The sequence below is a fragment of the Prolixibacter sp. NT017 genome (assembly GCF_009617875.1).
Taxonomy (GTDB): domain Bacteria; phylum Bacteroidota; class Bacteroidia; order Bacteroidales; family Prolixibacteraceae; genus Prolixibacter.
Genome location: NZ_BLAV01000001.1, coordinates 3,802,093 through 3,828,135 on the forward strand (window position 1 = coordinate 3,802,093; position 26,043 = coordinate 3,828,135).

Sequence of the window (26,043 nt, forward strand, 5' to 3'; positions counted from 1 at the left end):
AACATTTAATGTCTGTCTGGTATAAAAAGAAACACAAAAAGTACACAAAGGTTTAATTATTTGCAACTTAAACGAATAAAAAAGTTAGTTAAAATGATTATTCCCCTAAAAAAATCCTCAAAGAAGCTTCTTTTTCGCTCTCATATTATTGTCTTTCCGACCTCCGAGCACGTATCCAATCAACATTCCAATAATGGTTCCTCCAACAATGAAGCCCCATTTCTGTCCATGAAACAACACCAAATCAATCAAGGCTCCCACCAACGCACCGGCTGGCAAACCGAGCGCTGACCACCTGTAGGTAAAATAATAAGGTGGAAGAAATCCGTGTTCCTCGGTCATATGTGAGGCCAGTGTGGACAACGCTCTGTCGAATTTACGCCTCCTCTTCCCCGGATGCTTCACTGCATCATTCATGCCGGCAACGGTTTCCCTCACCTTAGCATGCGTTTCCCTGCAAACCGGACAATCTTTCGAAAACTGATCCAGGCGTTGGATATTGCGCCAAAATTCTTCCAAACGGTAAAACCGTATATCCTTTTCCGAAATACCTTTCAGGTTTTCACGGAAAAGCTCCTCTGTCTCATTCAGCCACGCTGATTCTTTCGTTTCCATGTATTAAAAAAGATTGATTAAATATAGAAAAAACTGGCAGAGATAAAAAAAGCCCGGTCACCCGGGCTCTTAAATATAGTATGAATATACATCTATCGATTGTTTTCGCGACGCGGCGGACGACGGTCTCCACGGTCACGATTACGATCACCACCTCTGCGGTCGCCTCTGTCGCCTCGACCACCCCGATCGTTCTCGTTTCCGGTACGCTCCGGACGAGGCAGCAATACCTTTCTCGAAAGTTTCAGTTTACCTGTACGTTGGTCAACCTCAAGTAGTTTTACTTCTACTTCGTCGCCTTCTTTCAGCACATCGGCTGGATTCTCAACACGTTTCCAATCAAATTCCGAAACGTGGAGCAAACCTTCTTTACCGGGCATAATTTCCACAAAGGCTCCGAATGAAACGATTGACTTCACTTTACCTTTATAGACTTCACCTACTTCAGGAACAGCAACAATTGCCCGCACACGCTCCAACGCAGCATCAATTGCTTCGCGGTTGGGTGCACTGATTTCAACGATTCCCAAATCATCAACTTCCTCAATTGCAATGGTCGATTGGGTATCTTCCTGAATCTGCTGAATGATTTTTCCTCCAGGACCAATAACCGGACCAATCATCTCTTTCGGGATGGTGATGGTCACGATTCGTGGTACATTTGGTTTGTAATCTTCACGAGGTTCGTCAATCACTTCAAGAATCTTACCCAGGATGTGTTCACGTCCTTCTTTGGCTTGCTGCAGTGCCTGAGCCATCACTTCATATGAAAGTCCGTCAACTTTAATATCCATCTGGGTAGCGGTGATTCCTTTTTCTGTTCCGGTTACCTTGAAGTCCATATCTCCCAGGTGATCCTCGTCACCCAGAATATCGGAAAGGACAGCAAATTTATCTGAATCCTTATCGGTAATCAATCCCATGGCTATTCCTGAAACCGGGCGCTTCATTTTTACACCGGCATCCATCATGGCCATTGTTCCCGCACAAACAGTCGCCATCGACGACGAACCATTCGATTCAAGAATATCGGACACAATACGCATGATGTAAGGGAAATCCTCCGGAATCATTCCTTTCAAAGCACGGTGAGCCAAATTACCATGACCAATTTCACGGCGTGAAACACCTCTTGGTGTACGTGGTTCACCAACAGAAAAGGGTGGGAAGTTATAATGCAACAAGAAACGCTCGCGTCCCTGAACAGTTACATTGTCGATAATCTTCTCATCCATTTTAGTTCCCAGCGTCAAACTAGTCAACGACTGTGTTTCACCACGAGTGAAAATCGCGGACCCGTGTGCTCCCGGCAGGTAATTAACCTCGCCCCAGATAGGACGAATTTCATTGGTTTTACGACCATCGAGACGAATCTGCTCATCTAGGATCATCCGGCGTACAGCTTCTTTTTCCACATCGTGGAAATAACGACCAATCAAGCTAAGCGGAACCTCTTCTTCCTCTTTTCCTTCACTGTATTTCTCAATAAACTCTTCCTTAACCTTATCGAAGGCTTCGTAACGTTCCTGTTTGTTCTGTATCGTTGCCCGAGCTACATCGTATACTTTCTGGTAAGTTTCCTTTTTAACCAGTTCACGCAACTCTTCGTCGTTTGTTTCGTGTGAGTACTCACGCTTTACCACCCCAAGCTCAGCAGCCAGTTCTTCCTGAACCTTACAATGTTGCTTAATGGCATCGTGCGCAAATTTGATGGCTTCCAGCATTTCATCTTCGGAAACCTCATCCATTTCACCTTCTACCATCATGATGTTGTCATACGATGCCCCCACCATAATATCGATATCAGCCTTTTCCAACTGCTCCAACGAAGGATTGATGACAAGTTTTCCATCAACACGACCTACACGAACCTCTGAGATAGGACACTCAAAAGGCACATCGGAAACAGCGATTGCTGCAGAGGCTGCCAATCCCGCTAACGAGTCCGGCATTTCATCTTTCCCTGTTGAAATCAGGGAAATCATCATAGCCGTTTCAGCATGATAATCTTCCGGAAACAGGGGACGCAGAGCGCGGTCGACCAGACGAGCTACTAAAATCTCGTCATCCGAAGGACGTCCTTCACGCTTTAGAAAACCACCAGGGAAACGACCCGCAGCAGAAAATTTTTCACGGTAGTCAACCGACAAGGGCATGAAATCAACGTCTTCTTTAGCTTCCTTTGCCGAAACAACAGTGGCTAACAACATTGTATCACCCATTTTAACCACAACCGATCCGTCTGCTTGTTTTGCTAATTTTCCGGTTTCGATGGTGATGGACCTTCCATCACCGAGATCGATTGTTTTTTCAATAGCTTTATACATAATCTCTTCTTCAAACAATTAATAAGTTTAAAACAAATGGGTGGGGCTTTTTAAAAATACCAAAAAAGGCAATTCGAAAATTGCCTTTTAAGGTCGTTCGTTTATCTACGAAGATTAAGTTCTTTCAGAATCGCACGATAACGCTCAATATCTTTTCTTTTCAGATAATCGAGTAATGAACGGCGCTTACCAACCAGACGAATCAGTGCACGCTGTGTACTGTAGTCTTTGCGGTTCTTTTTCAGGTGCTCAGTCAGGTGACTAATGCGGTATGAGAATAACGCAATCTGACCTTCGGTTGAACCTGTGTTGGTTGCACTTTTACCGTGCTTTTCAAAAATCTCTGTTTTCTTTTCTGATGTTAAATACATTTTCTTAAAATAAATCTTGTGATACAATTATTACACCGCAGTATTCGAGTGCGATAACAACAGTGTAACATTACTTGCAAAAATCAGCCCCAAAAGTAAAGAAAAATATTGAAAAACTGTAATCTTTATTTGCGAATATTTCATTTAAACCATTTGACTAACAACCGCTAAAGCGATTCAGGCTCCTGCTCCAGAAATTCCTGTAATTTGGTTACCTGCGCATGCGAACCCAAAACGAATAATTTATCGCCCCGATTGAGCATATGCCCGGGGCCCGGATTGAAGACATATTTTCCTTCGAAATTCTTCAGTCCCACAATGGTAGCTCCCGTCACATTTCCCACTAGTAAATCAGCAATGGTTTTTCCTTCGTACTCCTCAGCCATCCTACTACAGGGAACCTCTGTGAGGCTTACCGATTTATTTCGCTGAAGCAGAACATACTCAACAAACTCCACTACATCAGGCTGAGTAACCAACCGAGCCATACGTTGTCCTCCCATGCGTTCGGGCATAATCACATTGGTTGCACCTGCCCGGCGAAGCTTCATATCCGAACCAATCTCCGAAGCACGGCTAATGATCAACAAGTTAGGATTCATGCTTCGCGCGGTTAACACGACAAACACATTATCGGCATCATTTGGTGTTGTGGCAATCAATGCACGTGCATGGTCGATTCGAGCCAACCTTAAATCATCCTCGTGAGTAGCGTCGCCGCGAACATATAGCAGATTGGGATCTTCGCGAATGCGCTCAATCACATTATCGCGTTTTTCGATAATAACAAAATGTTGATTATGATCCATGAGCTCCAGCGCCGCTTGTTCTCCGTTTCGGCCAAAGCCACAAATAATCACATGATCGGTTAGCTTTTCAATCTTCTTGTTCACGCGATTCGTCTTTAAATAATTAATAAACTCTCCATCGAGGAAAAAACGCACCAAACTGGAACCAACGTAGGCAATATTACCCAGCGATAAGATAATCAAAATTGATACAAATATTTTCCCGGCAGGAGATAGAGGTTTTACCACCTCGAATCCTACGGTGGAAACCGAAATAATGGTCATATAAAATGCATCAACCAGGTCGAGGCCTTCAATAATCATAAACCCGAGGACGCCAAAAATAATCAGCGACAACAGGAGAATGATCCCAATGCGTAATGTTCTGTAAGTTTGTTCCTCAAAGAGGTTCATGCAAAATAATTTTATGCCCGATTCCGCAACTCAGACACCGCTTCAACTCGCAATACCTGCTTTTTAGGTGCAACAAGGCTTGTGATTCCAGGGCGTTGTCCGCTTCTATTCCGGACACGGTCCACTTTCGTATCACCATATTATCCTCTGCCGGCAAATCTTCCAGCAGTTGCAGTGCCCTATTCTTCAAATATAGTTTATTTTGGTGTTCTCCATACAGGAAATAAAAGGGAACAATCACATTAATCACCAATAATCTCAGTGCCTGCTCCCCGAGTTTTTTCTTACGGCGAGGCGATTCCCTATTGAAATGATAATGCGTATCCCAGTACGGTGAAGCAACGACCTGAAACCAACCACGGATTTCGTCCATATTTTTTGCTTCCAGCAGTTTTCCCAATAACCCCTGCGAATTGTATATCAGTCGTGCAAACTGAGCCAGGCGGATTGTTGGAAAATTGACCGGACGCATTCGCATGAACTTCCACAGATGCCCTTCTATGGGACGCAGCGAATATTTTCCGGCCAGAAACCGGTATTCCTTACGCAACTGCAGATAATAATTATCAGCAAACAGTTCCTCGCCTAAAAGTCCGGCCTGACCGAAAAGCAATGCCTCGGTTTGCATGAGCGAATCGTGATGATGAGCCAGGACTTTCTGGGGCAACGACCGGACAACCATCTCAAATGGCTGGGCATTCACTTTAAAACCAAAGCCCCGAGCCAACATCCGGTAAAAGGTTTCTCCCCAATCGCCATTCGTATCCTGAAGCAGTTCATCTACGACTCCCGTCTTTTCTTTCAGGCGTTCAATCATTACACTGTTCAGGAAAAACTTCACGCGAAAGGGATCTATGCGGAAAAGACGCGATGCACAGGCTACCCAGTCCTTGCTTTCGGTTAATTCCTGATAATTTCTTTCGATGGTATCCGCCCATTTCAAAACAAATGTGGGAAGTTCGGCATCCAGAGCATTTTTTACCGGTTCGTCATGTTCAGCGACGACATGTAGTATAACGTTGTTATAGGCCGGGTCTTCTTGATGACCGTGACGATTCCAATCAGAAGATTTTTGGTGTATTTCGACACTGCCCACCCATAACGTGTCGCCAATTCGGATACGTGCTTCTGAGAAATCAGGTCCGGCATGCAGGTTATGAATTCCGGGCTGAAGAATTTCAACGGGTTCTCCGCCAATCGTTTTTTGCTGACGGGTTTGATATAAACGGTGTTTCCAGATAAAGTGGAGAAACTCTTCTTTCATACGGTTGGTGGATAATATTCCTGAAATTACAAAATTCCAGCCTCATTAACCAACCATAATGTATATCAAAGTTTATACTTCCGGATTTTGTTGTAGAGGGTCTGACGCGTGATTCCCAGCTGAGCAGCTGCCGCACTGTGATTCATTTTATGCCGTTCCAGTGCTTTTCTAATCATCGATTTTTCCATTTCTTCGATGGTATCCGGAATCTTGAATAACTGTGATTGTGCAGCCGACCGGAACATAAAATCTTCCGGACGCAACACGTCTTTTTCACACAGAATTACCGCTTTCTCTATTGTCAGCTTTAATTCTGAGACGTTTCCCGGCCAAGGATTCAGCTTTAATTCTTCCAGCGTCCGGGCACTCATCCGAAGCGGCCCTTTATGGTATTTGGCACTAAACTGCCCGATGAAAAAATTAGCAATCTCTTCAATATCTTCCACCCGATGCCTTAATGCCGGAATTTCGACAGCCCTGGACGAAAGACGACGATAAAGCTCTTCGTGAAAAGCGCCGTCGTTTACCAAAGACCTCAAATCCTCTGCTGTTCCCAACAACAATTTAACATTTACCGGTACAGCTCTGACGGCGCCGACCGGCTCAACCGTACTACGCTCCATGTAACGTAAAAACTGCTCTTGAACCGAAAGAGGTATTTTGGCGACCTCCGGAATATAAAGTGTTCCGCCTTCAGCAATTTGAAACTTCCCTGGGAGATCGGGATCGGCAGTCGGGTAATTCCTTTTCTTCACTCCAAAAAGATAACCGCCCAATTCGGTTTCCCGCTCCAATAAACTGTTTGCCTCCAGGAATAATTCGTTTCGACGGGATGACTGACTATGAATGTAACGGGCTACTGATTTCTTGCCACTTCCGGTCTCACCCTGCAACAAAATAACATCAGGCGTATCGATCACCCCCGCTAAGGCGTGCATCATCCGATTGTAAGGTACCGAACTTCCCTGAATGACTGGTTCAGCCTGCAACAACTCTTTCTTTATTCCGTCGAAACGGGACTCAATTAGCTCACACCGCTCCTTCATCAGTTTCAATTGAACAACCGAACGAAGCGATGCAACTAGCTTTCGTGTATTTACAGGCTTGAAAGCAAAATTGGCGGCTCCTTCTTCAATCGCCCGGTCACCGAGCATCACGTCATCTTCGTTAAGAAGAATAACCACCTCTATCCGGGAATTGATCCGTTTTATTTCGCGCAACCAATAAAGGCCACGCTCTTCACCCTCCCTTACACCGGAAAAATCAACGTCTAAGATCGCCACATCGGCCTTCTCGGTCTTGAGATAAAACGGCAACAGGTTAGGATTTGAAAAGGATTTTACCGATTCAAAGTCCATCCTAAGCGCCATCTCCAACAACCCGCCAGGACCTTTTGCATCATCAATGATTAATATTCGACCTTCAGACATTAATTATCTAATTTCTAACAAAGATACGTCCACTTCTTTCTGAGAACAACCCAATCTGTAAATTTTTTTTACACTTTTCCCGGTTTTATTCCCAGCATATATTACTTATCTTACAGTATGTTAATTTCGTCACTATGAAACACATCAACCTAACCATTACTCTGATAGCTCTTCTGTCGGGGGTTTCCTTATTTTTTGCCTGTTCATCTTCAAAAAATGATAAATCCAATACTAGCTCTTCGGAGAAAAATGTGAAAGGTGAATTAAAAGCTGTCCGGAATTATCAAAACGGTAAACTTTCATCTATTGTTCATTTTAGGGACAGCGTCGCAGAAGGTGAAGCCCGTAATTTTTATTCCAATGGGAAGCTGGCTTCAGTATTTTACTACGAACACGGGAAACTGCACGGAAAAGCGGTTAAATACTATCCGGATGGAAAAGTTTATCGAATCCGCTGGTATGTTCACGGAAAACTTCAGGACACGGTAAAAAAATACTATGAATCGGGCAAACTCATGTCTAAGCAAACCTATAAGGATGGAATGCCTTCGACCGATTTAAAAGAATACAAGCAAAACGGGGAACTGATAACCAATTACCCCACCCTTGTATTTACGCTTAAAAATTCGGCCGATTTCTATAAACGAAAACTACTGGAATTTAGGTTATCGAATGGTTCCAATGCGGTCAGGTATTACTATGGTCCGCTTACTGAAGGGAAATACCTAAATCCGGAGGCTACATTTATAGGACAGCGCGGCAATACAGGACAAATTGCACTTCAGCCGGAAGATTTAGGCAGGAAACTGGTAGTCATTGCTAAATACATCACTCCGTTTCAAAATGTCTACCTGATTCAAGCCAGCTACACTTATAAATAGAAAGGGCATCCCTTTACCAGAAATGCCCCGTATTTATTTTTCAGAATAAAATATGATCAGCTAAAAATAACCGATTGCAAATAGTAGGTCCCGGCGCCAGCCAGATAGCCTAAAGCAGCAATCCAGGTAATTTTACGGGCATACCAACCAAAGTGTATCTGTTCCATTCCCATCGCAGCTACTCCGGCAGCAGACCCGATAATTAACATCGAACCTCCGGTACCGGCACAATAGGCCAGGAACGACCAGAACTGACCATCCTGAACAAACGAAGCGAGATAACCTTCGGCTCCCGATGGGGCAATACCATACATTCCCATCGCACCTGCAACCAGCGGCACGTTGTCGACAATGGAGGACAACGCCCCGATAATCAGGTTAATTCCAAATATATTCCCAACGTGCACGTCGAGAAACTTAGAGACAATATCGAGTTGACCAGCTGACGACAAACTCGCCACTGCCGTCAGAATTCCCACGAAGAAAAGAATGGTCGGGGCATCGAGATTTCGGACAACCCGACTTACACTCAGAATTCGTTTATCTTCATGCGGGCGATTCCGCAGCATGAAATCGGTTATCAACCAAATAACTCCCAAGCCAAGCAGCATACCGAGATACGGAGGCAAGTGCGTAATGGTTTTAAATACCGGCACCGACAACAAGGCACCTACGCCAAGGAAGAAAATGAATTTCCGTTCACCTGCAGAGGTAAACTCTTTTGTGTCTTCGTCGGTCAATTCCGGGCGCTCCGTCTCACCTTTCATGAATATTGAAGCAATGATAAGTGGTACCATCATACTAACTAAGCTGGGCAAAAACACCGATTTCACAATATGTTCTGTGGTAATCTGCTCTCCAATCCACAACATAATGGTCGTAACGTCACCAATAGGCGACCAGGCACCTCCGGCATTGGCTGAGATGACAATCATACTGGCAAAAATCCATCGATTTTCAGGCTTTCGCAGAATTTTCCTGGTAAGCGTAATCATTACAATCGTGGTTGTCAGGTTATCCAGCACTGCCGACATGAAGAAGGAAAGCACACTGATTAACCACATCAATTTTACGCGGTCGCGGGTTGTAATATGATCGGTAATTACGCGGAATCCCTGGAAACGGTCAACTACCTCAACAATCCCCATCGCACCAAGCAGAAAGAGCATGATGGATGCAATTTCAGACAGGTGATGGAAGAGCTCGTGTTCTGTTACAAACTCACGGATCACCTCGGGTGAAGTAGACTCCGGATGCTGAGAAATAAACTCGTGCCAACTGTGGCTGTAACCTAACGAAAGAATATCGGAACCTCCGAGAGCATAAACTGCCCACATCAACGCTCCGGTAATCAAGGCAGTACCTGCTTTATTTATTCGTATCTCGTGCTCAAAAATAATTCCAGCATATCCCACGAGAAAAATAATTGCCATTAATTCAAACATTCTGCAAAAGTTTAGTTTAGTAACAACTTATATAAATTATAAAAGTTTGGACATTTTTCTGAAATAAAACGTTACAAGCTGGTATTCATTACTTTTTATTGACTTTTTTTCCTTCCTTCCCAGCGCCCGCAAGATACATATGCGATCTACTATTCAGAGTGTTTTATGTCACTAAAGTCCAAAATAGAATACCGCTGCACCCGACAAATACCCAAGAAATGCCAAGCCAGACATCCTTTTAAAGTACCATCCAAAACTGATATTTTCCATACTCATAGCCGCGACACCCGCCGCTGAACCAATAATCAACATCGAGCCTCCCGTTCCGGCGGTATAAGCCAGAAACGTCCAGAAATTACCATTCACGACAAAACTTGAAAGGTAACCGGTGGTATCGGGCGAGGCAATGTTGTACATTCCCATCGAGGCCGCTACCAGCGAGGCGTTATCGATAAGTGAGGATAACATTCCAATCAACATGTCAATGCCGTAAATGTTTCCTACTTCACTGTCCATCTTCATGGCAACAAGATCCAACAAACCAGAGGATGCCAATGCTGCCACCGCCGTCAGAATACCGGCGTAATAGAGAATCGTCGGGGCATCAAGCTGACGAACAATCCGGCTCACACTTAACACCCTCTTATCTTCACGCGGATGTGCCCGCAACATAATATCAGTTGTAATCCACAGCACCCCCAGCCCGAACATCATGCCAAGATATGGGGGTAAGTGGGTAAATGTTTTAAATATTGGAACAAATATTAATGCTCCAACTCCCAACGCCAAGATGAAACGCCTCTCCCATGGAGCTGTAAATTCCCTGGACTCGTCTCCTGCGTCTCCCGGTCCTTCATCAACTCCCTTTATAAAAAATGAAGCGATAATCAGCGGAACCAGAACATTTACTAAACTGGGTAAAAAGATGGCCTTAATAATATACGCAGCCGTAATCTGTCCGCCAATCCAGAGCAAAATGGTGGTTACATCACCGATTGGCGACCAGGCACCACCGGCGTTGGCCGCAATAACAACAATGCTGGCAAAAATCCACCGATCCTCGGCCTTGTTAATCAGCTTCCTGATAAGCGAAATCATGACAATGGTGGTCGTTAGATTATCGAGCACCGCCGAAAGGAAAAATCCCATCAAGCCCAATACCCATAGCAACTTTACCTTATTCCGGGTATGAATATGGTCGGTTAGTACCCTAAATCCCTGGAAACGGTCGACAATTTCAACTATTCCCATCGCACCCAACAGAAAAAGCAAAATACTCGCGGTATCTGAAAGATGCGGCAACAATTCATGATTGACGATGAAGTTGGTGACAACCTCTTGTGTTACCGGACCATTGAATTGCGAAAGATAGTTATGCCACGAATGACTATAGCCCACCGAAAGTATCTGGCTGCCTCCTGCTACATATACAATCCATATCAGCACGCTCATTATAAGCGCCGAAGCCGCCTTATTTACTTTGATATTATTCTCAAGGATAATTCCGGAATACCCGACGAGAAAAACCAATGTCATCACAATCACCATGGCCATAACAAAAAATCCTTTTTGCCGCCTTCAAATCTCTTGAGCAGAATTAACGATTATATCAGCTTGTGAAGTTTTAGCGTTTCTTTCATCTCGCCCGCCACTTTCAATGCATTTTCCCTTGCCTTTTCAGCAAAGTCTTCACTGTCCGAAGCATAAATGATTCCACGCGACGAATTCACCAGCAATCCACATTGCTCGTTCATTCCATATTTCGCAACCTCTGCCAAACTGCCTCCCTGCGCTCCTACGCCCGGAACCAGTAAAAAGTGATTGGGAATAATCTGACGTATACCAGCTAACTCCTCCGCTTTGGTTGCACCAACTACATACATCATGTTTTCGTTGGTTCCCCATTCACTGGAAGACTTCAACACCTTCTCAAACAGTCTCTCACCAGTTTCTTTGTCCTCCATAAACTGGAAATCGAAAGCTCCTTTATTAGATGTGAGTGCCAACAAAATAACCCACCGATCGAGATACGTCAGGAACGGCTTTACGGAATCTTCGCCCATATAAGGAGCCACCGTTACAGCGTCAAAATCGAGATGATCGAAGAAAGCCCGGGCATACATAGAGGCAGTATTGCCAATATCGCCACGTTTGGCATCAGCAATGATGAAAATGTCCGGATGATTATGCCGAATGTAATTAACGGTTTTTTCCAGACTGCTCCATCCCTGAACGCCCAGCATTTCGTAGAAGGCCAGGTTAGGTTTGTAGGCAACGGCCACATCGGCTGTGGCGTCAATAATTTCTTTATTGAACGCGAACACAGGGTCGGTTGCATCAAGCAGGTAACGCGGAATCTTGCGGATGTCGGTATCCAGTCCTACACACAAATAGGAACCTTTACGTTTGATGTTTTCAAATAGTTGTTCGGTAGTCATTCACTGAAATTTTGGCACGAAATTAATTTTATTAAGAATAAATCAATCCAGTGGGTTTAGGTTTTTACAAAAAACTTACGTTTCACTATGTTATGATAATGAATTCCCTAAAATATTTTGCCTTCCAACCATTTTCACCGGAACCAGATGATGCCTTACAGCTCACTCTCTTTCATCCGTTGAGCATTTTCTTCTACCCGAAGCTTATCGATCACTTCTTCGATATCACCATCCATAATGGCTGAAAGATTGTACAAGGTCAACCCGATGCGGTGATCGGTTACACGCCCCTGCGGATAGTTGTAGGTCCGTATTTTGGCCGAACGGTCACCAGTTGACACCATCGTTTTTCTGCGCGATGCTACATCATCGAGGTACTTCTGGTACTCCATGTTGTAAATCCGGGTACGTAATTCCGTCATGGCTTTGGCCAGGTTTTTCAACTGCGACTTCTCATCCTGACAGGTAACCACAATCCCAGTAGGAATATGTGTTAAGCGAATAGCCGAATACGTAGTGTTCACACTCTGTCCACCCGGTCCGGAAGAACAATACGTGTCTTTCCGGATATCACTTTCCTTCACCTCCACATCAAACTCTTCAGCTTCGGGAAGAACAGCCACGGTTGCTGCAGAGGTATGTACACGTCCCTGCGTTTCGGTTTGCGGCACACGTTGAACACGATGCACGCCCGATTCATATTTCAGTACTCCGTAGACGCCTTCGCCGGAAACTTTGGCAACAATTTCCTTGTAACCGCCCGACGTACCTTCAGTGTAGTGAGTAATCTCCATCCGCCAACCTTTGGTGTCACAATATTTGGAGTACATACGGAAAAGATCGCCGGCGAAAATGGCAGCTTCGTCTCCTCCGGTTCCTCCACGAATTTCCAAAATGGCATTTTTGCTGTCTTCCGGATCGGCCGGTACCAAAAGCAGTTTGATACCTTCTTCCATCTCCTCTACTTTGGCTTCGCTGCTTTCGAGCTCTTCGCGGGCCATTTCGCGAACATCCTCGTCACTTTCTTCGGCCAGCATTTCGCGGGCATCTTTAATGTTCTGAAGCACCCGTGCGTATTCCGTAAATGCGTTCACCAACGATTCAAGCTGTTTGTATTCCTGATTCAGCTTGACATATCGCTTCATATCCTTCATCACGTCCGGGTCGGTAATTTGTTTACCAACTTCTTCAAAACGTATCTGGATGCTTTCGAATTTATCTAAGAGTTTGTTATCTGACATAGTCTTTAGCGTTTTGGCATTTCTTTCCCATTTAAAAATTCTCAATCAATAACCTATGGGAGAAGCTAATGGTATGCAAAAGTGCCAAATTCCGATTGAATGGTTAGTTTCTTCCCCTCATGTTCTTCAACACGCCCAACAATTTGCGCATCAATTTTGAACTCTCTAGAAATAGCAATGATGGCATCGGCCACCTCAGGTTCAACATAAAGTTCGAAACGATGCCCCATGTTAAACACCTTGTACATCTCCTGCCATTCGGTTCCGCTCTGCTCTTTAATGAGCTTAAAAAGCGGGGGAACCGGGAACATATTGTCTTTAATCACATGAACGTTATCGACAAAATGCAGCACTTTGGTTTGTGCTCCACCCGAGCAGTGAATCATTCCGGAAACCTGCTTCCTGTATTTTTCCAATATTTTGCGAATAACCGGCGCATAGGTACGCGTTGGTGAAAGCACCAGTTTCCCTGCATCCAGTCCTACTTCTTCTATTGCATCGGTTAAGCGGCGTCCGCCGGAATAAACCAAATCATCGGGAACGGAAGGATCGAAGCTTTCGGGATATTTTTCAGCCAGGTAATGAGCAAACACATCGTGGCGAGCAGAAGTCAGTCCGTTGCTGCCCATGCCACCATTGTATTCTTTCTCGTAAGTGGCTTGTCCCGCTGAGGACAATCCGACAATGACGTTTCCAGGGCGGATATTGTCGGCAGAAATTACGTCTTCGCGTTTCATGCGGCAGGTCACCGTAGAATCGACAATGATGGTACGGACCAAATCACCCACATCGGCTGTTTCACCGCCGGTTGGGTAAATGGAAATTCCCTGTTCGCGCAGTTCTGCACACAGTTCTTCCGTTCCGTTGATGACTGCTGATATTACCTCGCCGGGAATATTGTTCTTATTTCGTCCGATGGTAGATGAGAGCAGAATATTGTCAGTCGCTCCCACACAAAGCAAGTCATCCAGATTCATCACAATCGCATCTTGTGCAATGCCTTTCCAAACCGAAACATCACCGGTTTCTTTCCAGTAAAGGTAAGCCAACGACGATTTGGTGCCGGCTCCGTCGGCATGCATGATATTGCAATAATCAGGATCGCCACTGAGGTAATCGGGAACTATTTTGCAGAATGCTTTCGGGAAAAGTCCCTTGTCGATGTTCTTGATGGCGTTGTGCACATCTTCTTTCGATGCCGAAACACCGCGACGGTTATATCTGGTTTCGCTGCCCATAGGTGAAAATAGATTTTGCCGAATGGTAAATCCCTCCGGATGAAAAACAACCGCAAAATTAATATCTTTTTAGACTTTCACCTTTACGGAATTGTTACTCCTTGGGTGACGGAGCAAATTTCTCCCGGTAATCTGTCGAAAGTACCCTGAATTCGGTGCGACGATTAATTTGATGACAAATTTCCTGTTCTTCTTTGGTTGGCAGTTTGTTGATGAAATCGCAGGTCAATTCTTCTCCCCTTTTCAGGAAACTGTATTTCTGAGCCAATTTCCGGGTTACCGTTTTGGGCGCTGTCTCACCATAACCTTTTGCCACCAGGCGAGCGGGTGAAATACCATTCGCCACCAGGTAATTCACAACAGACTCCGCCCTTTTCTGCGAAAGCTCAAAATTGAATTTCGCATCTCCACGGCAATCGGTGTGCGCCATCAACTCAATCGTAACGGTGGGGTTTTGCACTAAGATCTGCACCAAACTGTCCAACGCATTTTTCGACGCAGGCAACAAATCCCACTTCCCAAATTGGTAATAGATATTGTCGACACGGATGGGGGCATCGGTTGGCGTAAGCGCGAGGCTCACGTCGAATGTTTTGCTGTCCTTCAAACCAATGGTCGTCTCATTAGCTTTCGCATTTAAGTAACCTTTTTTGAAGGCAGCCACCACATATTCTGTTTCGGGATTGAGACGAAACTTGAATTTCCCGTTGTTTGCATTCAGGCGCAACATCGTTCCGTCGGTTCCAATCAGACGAATGGTCGCATTCTTCAGCCGGTTGCCTGTTTCCTTGTCAACTACGTTGCCGTCGATTTCGAAAATCTTCGGCGGAAGCACGAATGAAAAGATATCATCACCGCGGGTACCTTTCCGATTCGTCGAAAACAGTCCCCGATCTTCTCCGGGTACAAAATAGATGGCAAAATCGTCACCGGGCGAATTGATGGGCGCCTTCATGTTCTCGACCTCCCATTGACCTTTATCGTTCTTAACAGCCTTGAAAATATCGAGACCGCCCATCCCGACGCGAAAATCGGAAGAGAAGTACAACTCTCCGTTATCACGAATGAACGGGAACATCTCATTGCCTGGCGTATTGATGGCAGGTCCCAAATTAACAGGTTTTCCCCAGGCACCGGGAGCTCCTTCGGCTTTCCAGATATCTTTGCCGCCAAATCCTCCGGGCATATCGGAAACAAAATAGAGTGTGCGACCATCGGCCGACAGCGACGGATGAGCAATCAGCAAACTATCACCGCCCAATGCAACTTTTACCGGCTCCGACCAGGTTCCTCCTGTTTCAGAACTGGTATAGATTTCCGCTCCCATCGACTTCGTTTTGTCGTAGCGACAGCGGGTAAAATACATCGTCGTGCCACGGGAATCGAAAGACGCAGCTCCTTCATCATCGCCGGTATCCACTGTGAGATTTTCATCAATCAGCGATGGCTTTTCCCAACGTCCTTTTTGCTTGTCAAAGTACGAATGAAAAATGTCACCATACAATTGTCCGGTGATGGGGCTATCGCGACGACCAGTTGCACCTTCACGGGAAGAAGTGAACACAATCTGATTTTCATGCCCTCCGGGATAAACGCCGGCAAAGTCGCTCGCCTTCGAGTTAAGCGATTTTAAGTCTTCTATCTGAAAACGGGTCGGGTTTTCCAGCCAGTTCGGTGTCCGGTCGCACGAAGCGATACCATTCAGTGCATGTTGATCTCCGGGGTTTGTTTTAAGATATTTCTGGTAATTGGCAATTGCCTCGTCATACTCCTGGTCGGCCCTTAACACATCGGCATAATGCAGGATTGCAATCGGGTCGGAATAGCCGCGAACAATTGCCGTTTTGTAAAAAGTGGCTGCCCGCTTATATTCTCCAATGTATTTATACGCTTCGGCAATCTTAAACTGTATTTCGGCCTTTACCACACGATTTTTGGTCTTCCGATAGGTTTTCCGGTATTGTTCGATGGAGCGGTAATATTCCCCTATCTCATACGATTTATTCGATTTCGACAACTTCCTGGAGGTCTTGCAACCGCCCAGAACAAGAGTCAACATCAATACCGATATGAAAACAAAGATTGAGGACTTAGACTTCATCGATTAGGAATTATGAGCCGTAAATTTAGACCTTTTCCGGTTAACGTAAAACCCATACAACTATTTGACAACATTTCGAACAAAAGAAAGCCGTCCTCCAAAGGGGAAAACGGCTTCTCAAATCTAATCTTAATGGAATTTGTCCTTGAAATTATCTTGTAAAAAGTAATTCACGATACTTAGGCAGCGGCCACAATTCATCGTCAACAATCAATTCGAGCTTATCGATGTGATAGCGGATGTCCTCGAGGAACGGACGAACTGTTTTGTCATAAGCGTAAGCTTTTTCGCGCTCGTTCTCGATAGCATTAGCCACTTTCCGGGTTTCAATCATTTCGCTTACCTTGGCTTTAATATTTGAAATATGTCCCGAAATCATACGAATCATATCCAGACGGGCACCAGCCAGTTTCTCGAACTCGTTAGCCGGAAAAAGGTCCTTCAGGCCCTGAACGTTCTCGATCAAAGTCGTTTGATAGCGAATTGCCGTAGGAACAATGTGGTTGATAGCCAAATCACCCAACACGCGAGCTTCGATCTGAATCTTCTTGGTGAACTTCTCGAATTCAACCTCGGTGCGTCCTTCCAGCTCCTTCTCAGTGTAAATACCCATTTCACCGAAAAGGCCGACTACTTTATCTGACAGGTATGCATCCAAAGCTTCCGGTACGTTTCTCACGTTGGTCAGACCACGACGGGCAGCTTCTTCAACCCACTCTTCACTGTAACCGTTACCGTCGAAACGAATGTCTTTACATTCAACAATGTATTTTTTCAGTACCTGAAAGATAGCTTCATCTTTCTTCACACCACTTTCAATAATGACATCCACGTCCTTCTTGAACACAGTCAGCTGTTTTGCCAAAGCTGTATTCAGTGCGATCATTGCTGAAGCACAGTTAGCAGAAGAACCTACGGCGCGAAACTCAAAACGGTTTCCGGTGAAGGCGAAGGGAGAAGTACGGTTACGGTCGGTGTTATCCAACAGAATTTCAGGAATACGACCGATATCCAGTTTCAATGCAGTCTTTTCATCCGGAGTCATTTTCCGGTCAACAACGGCTTCCTCCAGGTAATCCAGCATCTTATTTACTTCTGTTCCCAGGAAGGCAGAAATAATGGCCGGTGGAGCTTCGTTTGCACCCAACCGGTGAGCATTAGCAGCTGTCAAAATCGATGCACGGAGCAGATCCTGGTTATCATGCAAAGTTTTCAGCGTGTTGACCACAAAAGTCAGGAACTGCATGTTTGCTTTCGGATTTTTCCCGGGAGAAAAAAGGTTCACACCGGTATCGGTTGAAAGCGACCAGTTGTTATGTTTTCCGGAACCGTTAATTCCGGCAAATGGTTTTTCATGAAGAAGAACACGGAAACCGTGATGGCGAGCGATACGACTCATGGTGTCCATGATAAGTTGGTTGTGATCGTTTGCCAGGTTCACTTCCTCGAAAATCGGAGCTACCTCAAACTGGTTCGGAGCCACCTCGTTGTGACGGGTTTTCACCGGAATACCCAGTTTGTATGCTTCGTTTTCCAGATCGCGCATGAAGTATGAAACCCTTTCCGGAATGGAACCAAAATAGTGGTCATCCAACTGCTGATCTTTCGAAGATGAGTGCCCCATCAACGTACGACCGGTCAGGATCAGGTCGGGACGCGCATTGTACAACGCTTCGTCAATCAGGAAATACTCCTGCTCCCACCCCAGATTGGCCTGCACTTTGGAAACATTTTTATCGTAATACTGACAAACAGCAACAGCCGCTTTGTCAACAGCGTTAATCGCTTTCAGCAACGGAGCTTTATAGTCAAGAGCTTCGCCGGTATATGAAATAAATACAGTAGGAACACAAAGAGTGGTCCCAACAATAAATGCCGGAGACGAAACATCCCATGCCGTATAACCACGCGCCTCAAAAGTATTCCTCAATCCGCCACTCGGGAATGAAGATGCATCAGGTTCCTGCTGAGCCAATAATTTTCCTGAAAAATTCTCAACAACGCCACCTAATTCTGAATACTCAATAAAAGCATCGTGTTTCTCTGCGGTACCATCAGTCAACGGATGGAACCAGTGAGTGTAGTGAGTTGCACCATTTTCAAGTGCCCAAGCTTTCATACCAACAGCTACCAAATCAGCCGATTTACGATCGATAGTCGTTCCTTTATCAATTGCGTCAGTTACAGCCTTGTAGCCTTCTTTGGACAAATACTTTTTCATCTTCTCCCGATCGAAAACTAATTTTCCGTAATAATCGGAAGTGAGATTTGCTTCACGGGGAACACAAACGGGTTTTCTTTCCAAAAGTGTCTCGAGGGCTTTAAATCTAAATGTTGCCATAGTTATTCAGGGATATTTGTGAATGATTTTCTACGTTTCGAAATCAAAAGTAATTTTTTTGACATACATCCTTGCTTTTTGAGACTATTCTGTGCTTCATTTTCACAATTTCTTAATATTACCCCTCATTTTTTGACACATCTCTTCATTTTTTGTTGTTTTTCGGGTCAAAAAGATGTTTTCTGGTTTTATTATCCTAGAATCCAATTTCAGATTGACGCATTTTCAATATATTTCGTAACTATATTTTACCAGCTATTTATTTTTTACAATAATTTTCGGCATAAAACACAAGAAAGGGGAATGCAGTTCTGCATTCCCCTTTCGGTTAACTATTTGGATGTTGCTATTAAATCAACTTTTACTTTTCACCTTCAGCAAAGTGTTTATAGAAAAGCGGAATGGTGCGAATTCCATTATAGAAATTCTCCAACGGGAAGTTTTCGTTGGGTGAATGAATAGCGTCCGACTCCAGTCCAAATCCTAACAGAATCGATTTTATTCCCAGAATTTCCTCGAATGTTGAAATAATTGGAATACTACCTCCACTTCGTACCGGAACCGGAGTACGGCCAAATACATCTTCGCAGGCTTTTTCGGCTGCACGATAGGCCGGCAAATCAATCGGGCAAACGTATGCCTTACCTCCATGCAACGGAGTTACCTCAACGTTTACGGTATCGGGAGCAATGGATTCGAAATATTCTTTGAAAACCACCGCCATTTTTTCGTGGTCCTGATTTGGAACCAGGCGACTACTGATTTTTGCGAATGCTTTGGACGGCAAAACGGTTTTTGCTCCTTCACCGGTGTAACCACCCCAGATTCCACACAAATCAAACGACGGACGAATTCCGGTCCGCTCATTGGTCGTAAATCCTTTTTCACCATCGAGCGCTTCCACGCCAATCGACTTTTTATACTCCGCTTCATCGAAAGGAGCTTCCGCTAATTTGGCCCGCTCTTCGTCTGAAACTTCCAGAACGTCGTCATAGAAACCAGGAATGGTCACGCGATTGTTCTCGTCGACCATACCGGCAATCATCTGACTCAATATATTAATAGGATTAGCTACGGCTCCGCCAAACAGCCCGGAGTGCAAATCGCGGTTGGGGCCGGTCACTTCGACCTGCCAGTACGCCAAACCACGCAAGCCGGTTGTAATCGACGGAATGTCGCAGGCAATCATACTGGTATCCGAAACCAGAATGATATCAGCCTTGAGCATCTCTTTATTCTCTTCACAAAATTTGCCCAGGTTCGGTGAACCCACTTCCTCTTCTCCCTCAACCATGAATTTCACATTACAGGGAAGTGCATCGTTTTTCACCATCAGCTCGAAAGCCTTGGCATGCATGAAAGACTGACCTTTGTTATCCTCAGCACCACGAGCCCATATCTTTCCGTCTTTAATCTCGGCTTTAAAAGGCTCTGTGTTCCACTTTTCAATCGGGTCAACGGGCATCACATCCATATGGCCATAAACCAACACCGTCGGCTTGGCCGGATCAATAATTTTTTCGCCATAAGTAACCGGGTTACCATCCGTTTCGAAAACTTCCGCTTTGTCCGCACCTGCATCCAGCATCAGTTTTTTCCAGTACTCGGCCGCTTTGTACATGTCCGGCTTGTGTTGAGCGATGGAACTGATAGACGGAATACTAATCAGTTCGAACAATTCCTCGAGGAATCGATCCTTGTTCTCTTCGATATATTTATTAATGTAATCCATGATGTGAATTTATTTTTGAATGCCTAAGGTACATTTTTTCCTCTTGCAGACAGAATCCGTTTTGTGGAAAATCTCCGGCCTAACTATCGAACTCCCGGCAGCAAAAACAAACCTGTTTCGGAAATAACAGGACAAGCCATCGCATTATCAATAGTAAGCCGAACCTTTTCAGCCGTAACCATCGGAAACCGGACAAGCTTTTTGTAACCAATCGTGCTTCCATTTGTCACCGTCTTCCATTCTCCGTTTTGCCATACATCTACCGAGAATTCGGATACTCGTTGTCCCAGCGGAATATATTCCTGTGCCATGAAGCAATTAAATGTCTCCTTGCCGGGAAGTTGAAAAACAATGGTTCCACTTTTCTCATCGTCATTGGTAGCCCAATAAGTATCCAAATCATCATCAACGGTATTCCTGACATCATAAAACTCGCTTTCACCGCGGGTGGCGGAAGCTTCTACCTTCGCATTCCGTAGCAGGTTGTCGTCGAACGCTTCTTTCAACCAGGCATGAAATTCCATTAACCGAGTCGAATCGACGGGATTGATACGGCCTGTTCTATCGGGAGGAACATTCAAATTCAGCGAAGCTCCGTTTCCAACGGAATGGAAATAAATCTCCACCAACTCCTCCAAGCTTTTCACTTTGTCGTTTTCAGCAGGGTGATAAAACCATCCGGGACGAATGGAGACATCGGCCTCAGCCGGCATCCAGAACTTTCCATTCTGAGTTCCGGTTTCACCAATTTGCCACTGGGTTGTTCCGGCAACGGCTTTTGTTTCACCCTTCGCGGGAAGCGGAGTATAGGTTTCCCAGCAGGAATCCTTCGCGAAACCATTTTCGTTGCCCACCCAGCGAATATCCGGTCCGGCATCACTGAAGATACAGGCTCCAGGCTGTAGTTCGCGTACCAGTGGAATTAGTTTGTCCCATTGGTAGTACGACGACCGATCGATCTTTCGCGTTTCCCGCGCACCTCCGTAATATCCATCTCCACCATTGGCACCGTCCCACCACACTTCGAAAATATTTCCATAGTTGGTCAGGAGTTCCTGCAACTGATTCCGGTAGTAGGTAATGTATTCCGGCTGACCGTAACCGGCATAATTCCGGTCCCAAGGCGATAAGTACACTCCAAATTTCATTTGATACGTTCTACAAGCATCCGAAATTTCCTTTACAACGTCTCCTTTTCCATCTTTCCAGGGTGAGTTCTTTACCGAATGTTCGGTATAAGCCGAAGGCCACAGGCAAAATCCATCGTGGTGCTTGGCTGTTAATATCGCTCCTTTGAAGCCCGCCTCCCGGAGCGTGCCAATAATCTGGTCTGCATCGAAATCGGTAGGATTGAAAACCGACTCGGGCTCATCGCCGTAGCCCCACTCTTTATCCGTAAACGTGTTGGTTGTGAAATGCAGAAAAGCATACATTTCCATCTGGTGCCATTTCATTTGACGCTTCGAAGGAATTGCCCCATATGGTTCGGGTGGAGGAACCACTTTTTCGTGGCAACTAACAGATATGAAAAGCAGGCAGGTTAATCCAATTATCTTATACATGGTCGTTTGTTTAGTTTATGTCAACTAAACAAAATTAACAACTTATCCCAAAAACCAATTCCCTGTCGCAATATTGAAAATCAACCGAATGTATTTCATGTTTAGTTCTATCTCACTAACTTTATAAGTAAACCTAATAGTTATGACACAGGAAGAAATCATCAACCATTTCCTTTCCCGGGCAAAAGAAATTGAAGAGCAAGCCCGGCAACAATCCGAACTGGCCGACCTGACAGAGCACCAACTTAGTTGTCTCCAAAAAATAGAAGAGTTAAAGAATCCTCTTCCATCGGTTTTAGCCAAAGAACTTTCGATTACCAAACCAACAACCACGGCATTAATCGATAAGCTGCTCAAGAAAAAAGTGATTAAAAAAGTTCCTTCGAAAAAAGATAAAAGAGCTTTCCATTTGCACTCAACCACAGCGGGCAGAAAAATGATTCGGCTACACGAATCGGTTCAAACCGAAGTTGCGAGTCGGCTAACCAAAAATCTAAATGAATCGGAGAAGGACATTTTGGGATACCTGCTCACCAAAGTTCTGACAGAAGAATAGAATACCAACTTAACTACCCAGCTTATGAAAACATTCGAGTTTCGATATCATCATCTTGGTATTCCCACTAACGAGAAAAAGGAAAACGAAGCTTACCACGAAAAACTAAAATTCTACCATTCCGGTTACGAGGAGAGCGAGTTTGGAATTGAATGGATGCGTTTTGAAGAAGATTCTCCCATGCCGGAACTCGTAAAAACGGTGCCTCACGTTGCTTTTGTGGTTCACGACATGGATGAGGCATTGAAAGGTCGAAATATATTGGTTGAACCGAACAGCCCTTCGGAAGGAATACTGGTAGCCATGATTGAGGAAAACGGAGCTCCGGTTGAATTTCTTCAGTATACATCTCCGGATACGGGAAGAATAAGCCACACCTCAATGAGTCATGGATAAAAAAAGAAAGGGAGGCGGACGCTTCCACTCTCCCTCTCCAAACGTTTAAATGTCTAAAAGCCTAAATTAAGGCCAGAGCCAAATCAGGTAAAGATGATTTGGGTATTTTCGCCACCTGCCATTTCATAGAACTGGCCGATGGTAATGATATCTTCTACCTCATCGCTCAAATCCTCTTTCTTGAGTTTGAACATGTCAACGGCCAGTTTGCAGGCAAAGACTTCGCCTCCTCCAGCTGTGATCATCTCCAAAAACTCATCTACCGGCGGCATATCGAGCGCATCCATTTCTTTGCGCATCATCGATGACACACCGCTCTCTACTCCGGGCAAAACGCCCAACAGCGACGGGAACTGCATACCGCCCGGCATCCGCATAGCCGGATTACCCAATGTGGCAGTATGTAATTTATTCATTCGCTTTTTGGTAATTCCATCGAGTCCGAAGAAGGTGAAAAACAGTTTTGTTTCGATACCTTCCATCACGGCTCCATTGGCCATTACCAATGCAGCATATACATCTTCCAATGAACCCTTGGCACAAATAATCAGTACCTTTTTCAGGGGTGTTTCTGTATGTTCACTCATCATTCAAGGAATTAATTGGTTAAACACAACTGGTGGGCTTCGGTATGCCGGCCAGTTTCGATGAAATTTTCAATGGACCACCGGGGAACAGCTGGTAAAGTCCTTTAATATCAACAATTCCTGATTTACCAACCTTACGAATAGTCAGCGCTTCTCCGGTTTCGAACTGCTTACGCAAATAGTTCAATACTTCGAAATGTTTATCTGTGAGCTCTATTCCGGCTTCCTTTGCCATCTCCTTCGCAATTTCCTCGTTCCAGTCAGCTGGATTTGTGAAATAACCATCTTCTGTCACTTCAATTGTCTTTCCTGCATAATTTTTTTCAGCCATTGCTTTATTGTTTTTAAGTTGATTTATTAACTATGATTGTTGAGTTGAAAAATTCTTCATAAATGTTACCATAAACCCAAGCGCCTTTTTCATCTCGGGTTTATTCAGTTCGCGCATCATGCGGAATACGGATACTTCCGGAACCTTCTGGCTACTGGTATCGGCCAAAGCCTGCGTCGCATTCTTCATTCCCTGAATCACCTCGGGCCGTCCCAAAGCTTTCAGCATTTCCAGCATCGGATCAATATTCTCCGCCAGCTGTTTCATATCGTCAGTCGAAACTTTGGTAATTACTTTGTCCAACACGTTTCCGCTTTCGCGAAGAAATTCGAAATAACCTTTCCGGTCAAACTCATCGAGCTTATCGGTGAAATCCATGATGGTTTCATTCACGATAGGTGTGACATCCTTGACCAAATCGGCCATGCTTTCGAATGTGATGAGCAAGTCGCGGAAATTCCCAATGTTACGCAACAACCTCAGACCCATTCCTTTCAACTGTTCCGGGTCGAGCTCCACCTGGCGATTTTCCAGTTCCACCACTGCCGTGTCGTACACATCCTTACCCACGATGGAAATATCAGATACCAAATCTTCCAGCTGATTGGTTTTGAGCCGCTGCTCATTCACATGCTCGAGCAACAGATCAACCTTCGCATTCAGTTCCGAAATCTGAACTTGTAGTGCTTTATCGTCCATGACTCTCCTTATTTTATCATTTTCTTACCTGCCATCGTCATTAACGGATCGATGGGTAACTCTTTCCCGCGAAGGAGAATATGCCAGTACATCCAGCGGAACATTACTTTTCCGTAGTGATTAATCTTGGTATTTTTCAGCAAACCAAATGGTCCGACTCCCGGCAATGGGAACGTACCCGGAAGTGGTTCGGTGTCGTAGTTAAAATCGATGAGGGCACCTTTTCCGAATCCTGTTTCGATATAACAGTTGGCGTGTCCGTCGAATTTGGCCATCAGCGGGCGACCTTCGATAGCGCTCATCAGGTTTTCGAAAAGTATGTCGGCAGCAAAGTGAGCGACACTACCTGCTTTGGAAGTTGGCAGGTTGGCTGCATCACCCAATACAAATATGTTCTCGTATTTTTCCGACCGCAATGTGTGTTTATCGGTAGGAACATAGTTCATGTCGTCTCCCAGACCGCTGCGCTCGATAACCGAATTGCCCATGTTCATCGGAACAATGGTCAACACGTCGAACGGAATCTCTTGTTCGTCATAGGAAACAATCGTTTTCTTCTCGTTATCGACTTTTTCGAGATAAAAGTCCGGAACCACTTTGATATTCTTCTCGGCCAATAATTCACTCAGCATCTTGGTAGCAATCGGCTTGGTAAATGCGCCGGCCAAAGGTGTTACAAAGGTAATGTCCACCTTATCGCGAATTCCCTTTTCCGTGAAGTAAGCATCCGCCAGACAAACAAATTCGATGGGAGCAACCGGGCATTTGTATGGCAACTCGGTAATGGCCAAAACCAGTTTTCCACCTTCCCACTGCTTGAAGAATTTCTGCAATTCAACAGCGCCTTCAACCGTGTAGAAATCGAAAATTTCTTTTCTCCACAACTTGTCCACCAATCCCGGAGTTTCATCCGGACGGGTTTCGGTTCCGGTTGCCAGAATCAGGTAGTCATACAATAAAACGCTTCCATCAGCCAGACGAACTTTGTTTTCTTCAGCCTCTACTTTATCAACTTCCGAAAAAACCATTTTTACACCTGGTGGAATAAAATCGGCTTTCGGTTTGACAACATCCTGCTTATTGTAAATCCCGAATGGAATGAACAAAAAACCTGGTTGATAATAGTGAGTGCGGTGCTTATCAACAATGGTAATCTCCCACTCATCCCTGTCAAGGGCTTTTCTCAGCTTGTTGGCCATCATCGTGCCAGCAGTACCCGCTCCTAATATTAATATGCGTTTCATCGTTACTGGATTTAGAACATCATTAAAAATCTCAGAAGCGAA

The 26,043-nt window shown here is 44.9% G+C and carries 22 protein-coding genes; 3 read left to right on the forward strand and 19 right to left on the reverse strand.

Features of this window, described 5'->3' with window-relative positions; genetic code table 11:
• Positions 1–117: 117 nt before the first annotated feature.
• From GJU87_RS15880 to GJU87_RS15905, 6 genes are all read right to left on the reverse strand, one after another.
• A complete protein-coding gene (locus GJU87_RS15880) occupies positions 118–615 on the reverse strand; it encodes a hypothetical protein (RefSeq protein ID WP_153640387.1) in 498 nt (165 codons plus the stop codon).
• A 92-nt stretch (positions 616–707) separates the two neighbouring features.
• The gene (gene pnp, locus GJU87_RS15885) at positions 708–2,942 is read right to left on the reverse strand and encodes a polyribonucleotide nucleotidyltransferase (RefSeq protein WP_153640388.1); all 2,235 of its coding nucleotides are present in this window, start codon (positions 2,940–2,942) and stop codon (positions 708–710) included.
• 101 nt (positions 2,943–3,043) lie between these two features.
• The gene (gene rpsO / locus GJU87_RS15890) at positions 3,044–3,313 is read right to left on the reverse strand and encodes a 30S ribosomal protein S15 (RefSeq protein WP_153640389.1); all 270 of its coding nucleotides are present in this window, start codon (positions 3,311–3,313) and stop codon (positions 3,044–3,046) included.
• Positions 3,314–3,480: 167 nt separating this feature from the next.
• Positions 3,481–4,515 (reverse strand): TrkA family potassium uptake protein, encoded by a 1,035-nt coding sequence (locus tag GJU87_RS15895; protein ID WP_153640390.1) that lies wholly within the window; start codon positions 4,513–4,515, stop codon positions 3,481–3,483.
• A complete protein-coding gene (locus GJU87_RS15900; RefSeq protein ID WP_153640391.1) occupies positions 4,502–5,779 on the reverse strand; it encodes a DUF2851 family protein in 1,278 nt (425 codons plus the stop codon). Before GJU87_RS15900 ends, GJU87_RS15895 begins: the two co-directional genes overlap by 14 nt.
• Positions 5,780–5,844: 65 nt before the next feature.
• Positions 5,845–7,209 (reverse strand): sigma-54 dependent transcriptional regulator, encoded by a 1,365-nt coding sequence (locus GJU87_RS15905; protein ID WP_153640392.1) that lies wholly within the window; start codon positions 7,207–7,209, stop codon positions 5,845–5,847.
• A 134-nt stretch (positions 7,210–7,343) separates the two neighbouring features.
• On the opposite strand from GJU87_RS15905, the gene GJU87_RS15910 reads away from it, so the two are divergent.
• On the forward strand, positions 7,344–8,090 hold the full coding sequence (locus GJU87_RS15910; RefSeq protein WP_153640393.1) for a toxin-antitoxin system YwqK family antitoxin: 747 nt from the start codon (positions 7,344–7,346) through the stop codon (positions 8,088–8,090).
• Between the two features lie 56 nt (positions 8,091–8,146).
• On the opposite strand, the gene nhaD (GJU87_RS15915) is transcribed toward GJU87_RS15910, so the two are convergent.
• The 9 genes from nhaD (GJU87_RS15915) to GJU87_RS15955 all read right to left on the reverse strand — a co-directional run bounded on the left by nhaD (GJU87_RS15915) (position 8,147) and on the right by GJU87_RS15955 (position 22,188).
• Positions 8,147–9,535 carry a sodium:proton antiporter NhaD gene (gene nhaD, locus GJU87_RS15915; RefSeq protein ID WP_106540508.1) on the reverse strand — a complete coding sequence of 463 codons (1,389 nt, stop codon included), beginning with the start codon at positions 9,533–9,535 and terminating at the stop codon, positions 8,147–8,149.
• Positions 9,536–9,706: 171 nt separating this feature from the next.
• Positions 9,707–11,089: a sodium:proton antiporter NhaD gene (nhaD, locus tag GJU87_RS15920; protein ID WP_228492023.1), complete on the reverse strand. Its 1,383-nt coding sequence runs from the start codon at positions 11,087–11,089 to the stop codon at positions 9,707–9,709.
• A 50-nt stretch (positions 11,090–11,139) separates the two neighbouring features.
• Positions 11,140–11,973 carry an orotidine-5'-phosphate decarboxylase gene (pyrF, locus tag GJU87_RS15925; RefSeq protein ID WP_153640394.1) on the reverse strand — a complete coding sequence of 278 codons (834 nt, stop codon included), beginning with the start codon at positions 11,971–11,973 and terminating at the stop codon, positions 11,140–11,142.
• A 155-nt stretch (positions 11,974–12,128) separates the two neighbouring features.
• The gene (gene prfA, locus GJU87_RS15930) at positions 12,129–13,214 is read right to left on the reverse strand and encodes a peptide chain release factor 1 (protein WP_153640395.1); all 1,086 of its coding nucleotides are present in this window, start codon (positions 13,212–13,214) and stop codon (positions 12,129–12,131) included.
• Between the two features lie 65 nt (positions 13,215–13,279).
• On the reverse strand, positions 13,280–14,452 hold the full coding sequence (locus GJU87_RS15935; protein ID WP_153640396.1) for an AIR synthase related protein: 1,173 nt from the start codon (positions 14,450–14,452) through the stop codon (positions 13,280–13,282).
• A gap of 94 nt (positions 14,453–14,546) precedes the next feature.
• Entirely contained in the window at positions 14,547–16,553 is a 2,007-nt protein-coding gene (locus GJU87_RS15940) for an OmpA family protein (protein ID WP_153640397.1), read from the reverse strand.
• Positions 16,554–16,704: 151 nt separating this feature from the next.
• On the reverse strand, positions 16,705–18,894 hold the full coding sequence (locus GJU87_RS15945) for a glutamine synthetase III (protein WP_153640398.1): 2,190 nt from the start codon (positions 18,892–18,894) through the stop codon (positions 16,705–16,707).
• Positions 18,895–19,255: 361 nt separating this feature from the next.
• Positions 19,256–20,626, reverse strand: coding sequence for a dipeptidase (locus GJU87_RS15950; protein ID WP_153640399.1), 1,371 nt, complete (start codon positions 20,624–20,626; stop codon positions 19,256–19,258).
• An 83-nt stretch (positions 20,627–20,709) separates the two neighbouring features.
• Positions 20,710–22,188 (reverse strand): alpha-L-fucosidase, encoded by a 1,479-nt coding sequence (locus GJU87_RS15955; protein WP_153640400.1) that lies wholly within the window; start codon positions 22,186–22,188, stop codon positions 20,710–20,712.
• 142 nt (positions 22,189–22,330) lie between these two features.
• On the opposite strand from GJU87_RS15955, the gene GJU87_RS15960 reads away from it, so the two are divergent.
• Positions 22,331–22,744 (forward strand): MarR family winged helix-turn-helix transcriptional regulator, encoded by a 414-nt coding sequence (locus GJU87_RS15960; protein ID WP_153640401.1) that lies wholly within the window; start codon positions 22,331–22,333, stop codon positions 22,742–22,744.
• 24 nt (positions 22,745–22,768) lie between these two features.
• Positions 22,769–23,140: a hypothetical protein gene (locus GJU87_RS15965; protein WP_153640402.1), complete on the forward strand. Its 372-nt coding sequence runs from the start codon at positions 22,769–22,771 to the stop codon at positions 23,138–23,140.
• An 83-nt stretch (positions 23,141–23,223) separates the two neighbouring features.
• On the opposite strand, the gene GJU87_RS15970 is transcribed toward GJU87_RS15965, so the two are convergent.
• The 4 genes from GJU87_RS15970 to GJU87_RS15985 are packed head-to-tail and all read right to left on the reverse strand — an operon-like array spanning position 23,224 to position 26,001.
• Positions 23,224–23,730 carry a DsrE/DsrF/DrsH-like family protein gene (locus GJU87_RS15970; RefSeq protein ID WP_228492024.1) on the reverse strand — a complete coding sequence of 169 codons (507 nt, stop codon included), beginning with the start codon at positions 23,728–23,730 and terminating at the stop codon, positions 23,224–23,226.
• 16 nt (positions 23,731–23,746) lie between these two features.
• On the reverse strand, positions 23,747–24,058 hold the full coding sequence (locus GJU87_RS15975) for a TusE/DsrC/DsvC family sulfur relay protein (RefSeq protein WP_153640403.1): 312 nt from the start codon (positions 24,056–24,058) through the stop codon (positions 23,747–23,749).
• Between the two features lie 30 nt (positions 24,059–24,088).
• Positions 24,089–24,757 carry a DUF1641 domain-containing protein gene (locus GJU87_RS15980; RefSeq protein ID WP_153640404.1) on the reverse strand — a complete coding sequence of 223 codons (669 nt, stop codon included), beginning with the start codon at positions 24,755–24,757 and terminating at the stop codon, positions 24,089–24,091.
• 8 nt (positions 24,758–24,765) lie between these two features.
• Positions 24,766–26,001, reverse strand: a complete 1,236-nt coding sequence (locus GJU87_RS15985) for an NAD(P)/FAD-dependent oxidoreductase (protein WP_153640405.1) — start codon at positions 25,999–26,001, stop codon at positions 24,766–24,768.
• Positions 26,002–26,043: the final 42 nt, after the last annotated feature.

Bases quoted from the DNA above. Each gene is read 5' to 3' on its own strand.
- GJU87_RS15880 (WP_153640387.1), bottom strand. From the start codon at position 615: ATGGAAACGAAAGAATCAGCGTGGCTGAATGAGACAGAGGAGCTTTTC.
- pnp (WP_153640388.1), bottom strand. From the start codon at position 2,942: ATGTATAAAGCTATTGAAAAAACAATCGATCTCGGTGATGGAAGGTCC.
- rpsO (WP_153640389.1), bottom strand. From the start codon at position 3,313: ATGTATTTAACATCAGAAAAGAAAACAGAGATTTTTGAAAAGCACGGT.
- GJU87_RS15895 (WP_153640390.1), bottom strand. From the start codon at position 4,515: ATGAACCTCTTTGAGGAACAAACTTACAGAACATTACGCATTGGGATC.
- GJU87_RS15900 (WP_153640391.1), bottom strand. From the start codon at position 5,779: ATGAAAGAAGAGTTTCTCCACTTTATCTGGAAACACCGTTTATATCAA.
- GJU87_RS15905 (WP_153640392.1), bottom strand. From the start codon at position 7,209: ATGTCTGAAGGTCGAATATTAATCATTGATGATGCAAAAGGTCCTGGC.
- GJU87_RS15910 (WP_153640393.1), top strand. From the start codon at position 7,344: ATGAAACACATCAACCTAACCATTACTCTGATAGCTCTTCTGTCGGGG.
- nhaD (WP_106540508.1), bottom strand. From the start codon at position 9,535: ATGTTTGAATTAATGGCAATTATTTTTCTCGTGGGATATGCTGGAATT.
- nhaD (WP_228492023.1), bottom strand. From the start codon at position 11,089: ATGGCCATGGTGATTGTGATGACATTGGTTTTTCTCGTCGGGTATTCC.
- pyrF (WP_153640394.1), bottom strand. From the start codon at position 11,973: ATGACTACCGAACAACTATTTGAAAACATCAAACGTAAAGGTTCCTAT.
- prfA (WP_153640395.1), bottom strand. From the start codon at position 13,214: ATGTCAGATAACAAACTCTTAGATAAATTCGAAAGCATCCAGATACGT.
- GJU87_RS15935 (WP_153640396.1), bottom strand. From the start codon at position 14,452: ATGGGCAGCGAAACCAGATATAACCGTCGCGGTGTTTCGGCATCGAAA.
- GJU87_RS15940 (WP_153640397.1), bottom strand. From the start codon at position 16,553: ATGAAGTCTAAGTCCTCAATCTTTGTTTTCATATCGGTATTGATGTTG.
- GJU87_RS15945 (WP_153640398.1), bottom strand. From the start codon at position 18,894: ATGGCAACATTTAGATTTAAAGCCCTCGAGACACTTTTGGAAAGAAAA.
- GJU87_RS15950 (WP_153640399.1), bottom strand. From the start codon at position 20,626: ATGGATTACATTAATAAATATATCGAAGAGAACAAGGATCGATTCCTC.
- GJU87_RS15955 (WP_153640400.1), bottom strand. From the start codon at position 22,188: ATGTATAAGATAATTGGATTAACCTGCCTGCTTTTCATATCTGTTAGT.
- GJU87_RS15960 (WP_153640401.1), top strand. From the start codon at position 22,331: ATGACACAGGAAGAAATCATCAACCATTTCCTTTCCCGGGCAAAAGAA.
- GJU87_RS15965 (WP_153640402.1), top strand. From the start codon at position 22,769: ATGAAAACATTCGAGTTTCGATATCATCATCTTGGTATTCCCACTAAC.
- GJU87_RS15970 (WP_228492024.1), bottom strand. From the start codon at position 23,730: ATGATGAGTGAACATACAGAAACACCCCTGAAAAAGGTACTGATTATT.
- GJU87_RS15975 (WP_153640403.1), bottom strand. From the start codon at position 24,058: ATGGCTGAAAAAAATTATGCAGGAAAGACAATTGAAGTGACAGAAGAT.
- GJU87_RS15980 (WP_153640404.1), bottom strand. From the start codon at position 24,757: ATGGACGATAAAGCACTACAAGTTCAGATTTCGGAACTGAATGCGAAG.
- GJU87_RS15985 (WP_153640405.1), bottom strand. From the start codon at position 26,001: ATGAAACGCATATTAATATTAGGAGCGGGTACTGCTGGCACGATGATG.